This window comes from Betaproteobacteria bacterium, assembly GCA_009377585.1.
Classification (GTDB): domain Bacteria; phylum Pseudomonadota; class Gammaproteobacteria; order Burkholderiales; family WYBJ01; genus WYBJ01.
In genome coordinates this window covers 1-3974 of sequence record WHTS01000228.1, presented here as the reverse complement: position 1 = coordinate 3974, position 3974 = coordinate 1, and the positions used below count along the sequence as shown (strand labels likewise).

The 3974-nt window shown below is 66.8% G+C and carries 5 protein-coding genes; all 5 read left to right on the top strand.

Annotation, left to right across the window (positions count from 1 at the left end; all coding sequences use genetic code 11):
* Positions 1-137 precede the first annotated feature (137 nt).
* A complete protein-coding gene (locus GEV05_30735) occupies positions 138-1298 on the top strand; it encodes a CoA transferase (protein ID MPZ47655.1) in 1161 nt (386 codons plus the stop codon).
* 9 nt (positions 1299-1307) lie between these two features.
* Entirely contained in the window at positions 1308-1727 is a 420-nt protein-coding gene (gene mce, locus GEV05_30730) for a methylmalonyl-CoA epimerase (GenBank protein ID MPZ47654.1), read from the top strand.
* A gap of 74 nt (positions 1728-1801) precedes the next feature.
* The gene (locus GEV05_30725) at positions 1802-2869 is read left to right on the top strand and encodes an Ldh family oxidoreductase (protein ID MPZ47653.1); all 1068 of its coding nucleotides are present in this window, start codon (positions 1802-1804) and stop codon (positions 2867-2869) included.
* 114 nt (positions 2870-2983) lie between these two features.
* Complete coding sequence (gene hemP, locus GEV05_30720) at positions 2984-3196, top strand: hemin uptake protein HemP (GenBank protein ID MPZ47652.1); 213 nt, start codon at positions 2984-2986, stop codon at positions 3194-3196.
* 127 nt (positions 3197-3323) lie between these two features.
* On the top strand, positions 3324-3974 hold a 651-nt coding region (locus GEV05_30715), incomplete at its 3' end, for a TonB-dependent receptor plug domain-containing protein (protein MPZ47651.1).

Genomic DNA, 3974 nt, shown 5'->3' with positions numbered 1-3974 from the left:
ACTAAACGCCGCTCCAGTACGCCGAAGCGTAGACTGAGCCGGCGTTCGGTGTGACGTGACTCCGACTCCAACGCTTGCTCCGGGTGGCTGACGTGATCGCGCAGATAACCGAAACGGGCGCGCTTGCCGGACTGCGCGTGCTGGACTTGACGCGCGTGCTGGCCGGCCCGGTGTGCGCGATGATGCTGGGCGACATGGGCGCGGACGTGCTCAAGGTCGAGCCCGTGGGCAGCGGCGACGATACGCGCACCTGGGGCCCCCCCTTCCTCGGCGGGGAGTCGGCTTACTTCCTCGGTGCCAACCGCAACAAGCGCGGCATGACGCTCAATATGGCGGTGCCGGCGGGGCAGGCGGTGCTCGCGCGCCTCATCGCGCAGTCCGACGTGCTGGTCGAGAACTTCCGCACCGGGACGCTCGCGCGCTGGGGCTTCGACGACGCCTGGTTCCAGGCGCACGCAGCGAAGGTCGTGCGTTGCTCGATCACCGGCTACGGCACCACCGGACCGAAGGCCGCGATGCCGGGATACGACTTCATCCTGCAGGCCGAATCCGGGCTCATGAGCATCTGCGGCGAGCCGGAGGGCGCGCCGATGAAGTACGGCGTTGCGATCGTCGATCTGTGCACGGGAATGCTCGCCTGCAATGCCATCCTCGGCGCCGTCGCGGCGCGGGCGCGCACCGGGCGCGGGCAGCAGGTCGAAGTGTCGCTGTTCGACACCGGGCTTTTTCTGCTGGCCAACGTCGCCTCCAATCACCTCGCCTCGGGCCGCGAGGCGGGGCGCTACGGCAACGGTCATCCGAACATCGTGCCGTACACCGCCTACCCGGTGGCCGGCGGCATGATCGCGGTCGCGGTCGGTAACGACGCGCAGTTTCGCAAGTTCGCCAAGCTGATCGGGCATGCCGAGTGGGGCGACGATGAGCGCTTCCGGCGCAACCAGGATCGGGTGGCGAACCGGCAGGCGCTCGATGGCATGATCGCGGCCGTGCTCGAAGACGCGGATGCCGCGACCTGGATCGCCAAGCTGCAGCAAGCCGGCATTCCGTGCGGGCGGATCAACACGGCGTCGCAGGCGCTCGCCGATCCGCACGCCGCGGCGCGCGAAATGATCCGCACGCTGGACCATCCCGCTGCGGGCGAGGTTCGCACCCTCGGCATCCCGTTTCGCTTCAGCGACACGCCGGCCTCGATTCGACGGCCCCCACCCATGCTCTCGCAGCACACCGACGAGGTGCTTGCCGGCCTGGGGTACACTGCCGGTGAGATCGAGTCGCTCAGGCGCGATCGGGTCGTGTGAGGCTCGCGCATGATCACCGGGTTCAATCATGTTTCCATCGTCGTTCCCGATCTGGCTGCGGCGATTGCGCGCCTGCAGGCGGTGTACGGACTGCAGGCGGGCGAGCCGAAAGTGAACGCAGCCCAGGGCGTACGCCTGGTCTGGATCGAGCTTCCCAACGCCAGGCTCGAGCTGATGGAGCCGACGCGGCCCGACTCCCCGGTCGCGCGTTTCCTCCAGCGTAATCCGAACGGCGGCATCCATCATTTCTGCCTCGATGTGGACGACATGACAGCGACGCTGGCCGATCTCGGCATCCACGACGTGCAAGCGCTCGGCGGCGACAAGGATCAGCGCAGCGTGCACGGCGACCGGATCGCATTCGTGCACCCGAAGGATTTTCTCGGCGCGCTGGTCGAGCTCGAGGAGCATGGCCGCCCGGCTGACTGACGCGGCGGCTCCGAGCGCCCCAGAACATTGCCCATGTCCTGGGCGGAAATGAGCCCGTTGAGCGGGAGGCAACCATGAGTGAGGACATCAGCTCGGTGCGGCGCGTGCCGGCGGCGCGGTTGCAGGCGTTCATCGAGCGGGCGTGCCGCAAGGTCGGCATTCCAGCCGAGGATGCCGCCGTGATCGGCGAGCTGATGACGCGCGCCGACGTGAACGGCTCCGACGGCCATGGCATCTTTCGGCTGCCGCAGTACATCCGGCGCATCGAGGGCGGCGCGGTCAACGTGCGGCCGAACATCCGCATCGTCGCCGAGGCGCCCGCCATGGCGCTGGTCGACGGCGACAACGGCATGGGGCACCTGGTCATGCGTTTCGCCGCCGAGACCGCGATTCGGAAAGCGAAGAGCGCGGGTGTCGCCTGGGTCGGGGTGCACTGGAGCAATCACGCCGGTCCGGCGGCGCTCTATGCCAGCATGCCGCTCGCGCACGACATGATCGGCATTTATCTTGCGGTCGGAAACGCCAACCACCTGCCGGCCTGGGGCGGGCTCGACATGCTGCTCTCGACCAATCCGGTCGCGGTCGCCATTCCGGCGCTGCACGAAAACCCCGTTGTGCTCGATATGGCGACCACGGTGGCCGCCTACGGCAAAGTGAAGACGAAGGCCCAGCGCGGTGAAACGATGCCGGAAGGCTGGATGATCGACCGCAAGGGCCAGCCGCTCACCGATCCCAACCGCGCCGATGAAGGCTTCCTGCTGCCGATCGGCGGCTACAAGGGCTACGGGCTGGCGCTGGTCTTCGGCCTTCTTGCCGGGACGCTCAATGGCGCGGCGATGGGTCGTGACGTGGTGGACTTCAACAAGGACGACACCACGCCCACCAACACCGGACACGCGATTGTCGCGATCGACGTGAAGGTTTTCGGTGACCTGACCGACTTCAAGCGCCGGGTGGACGCGCTCATCCGCGACCTGCGCGCCTCCGAGCGCCTGCCCGGGGTCGATGCCATTCGCATACCAGGCGAGGGCAGCCAGCGCGCGCGCGAGGAGCGGGCGCGTTCCGGCGTTCCCGTCCCGCCTGCGTTGCGCACCGCGCTCGACACGCTCGCCTCCAAGCTGCGTATCGAGCCGCTCGGCTAACAGCGCTGGCTGCTCGGTGACGCTGGGTGCTCCTCCCAAGCCGGGACACTGTCGCACCCCGTCCCGCCCAGCAAATTTCTTGCGGATGGTAATAAGAACAATTATCATTCCTTTATGATTCCGAACTCGCCCGGCCCGCGCGACACGACACCCGACGCCTCCGGCCCGGATTCATCGTCGGCTCTAGCGCACGGAGGGCGTCCCGCGGTGCGGCGGGTGGCGAGCGGCGAGCTTTTCGGCAATGCCGCCGAGCTGGTGATCGTTCACGGCCAGCGCGAATATCGGCTGCGCGTAACGAGCAACGGCAAGTTGATCCTTACGGCTTGAACGGCCGGCGAATCTTTCGAAGAAAACTATCGACCCCACACCCGAACAACAACCGACAGCCGCAGCAGCCAGCGACCCTTACGGCAGCCAGCCAAGCCTGCGTAGTACATTCAGGAGAGGAATTGACATGGCATGCCTCGATCGTCGCCCGATTTCGGCCGCAGTGATCGCATTGTTCTCGACCTCGCAATTCGCGCTCGCGCAAACCCAACCCCAGCCGACTCAGCTTCCCGAGATCCGGGTGCAGGGCGAGCAGGAAGGCTTCCGGCGCGAATCGACCGGCTCGGCCACCCGCACCGAGACGCCGCTGCGCGACATCCCGCAGTTCATCAATTCGATTCCGCAGGAGGTGATCAAGGAGCGCGGCGCAACCAACCTGCAGGATGTGCTGCGTACCGTCCCCGGTATCAGCTATGCGGCGCCCGAAGGCGGCACGCAAAACAACCAGGTCGTATACCTGCGCGGCTTTCCGCTCAACGCCGATACCTACATCGACGGCATGCGAGACCTCGGCGAGTACAACCGGGACTTGTTCGCTACCGAGACCGTGGAAGTGCTCAAGGGGCCGTCGGCGCTGCTGTTCGGCCGCGGCGGCAGCGGCGGGGTGCTGAACCAGATCAGCAAGTCGGCCGACCTGCTGCCGCGCAAGGAGGTCGCGTTCCAGTTCGGTTCCTTCCACCAGAAGCGGCTCACGGGCGACCTCAACGTGAAGATCGGAGAGAACTCGGCGATACGCCTGGTCGCCCTGGCGGAAGAGTCGGGGAGCTTCCGTTTCCCG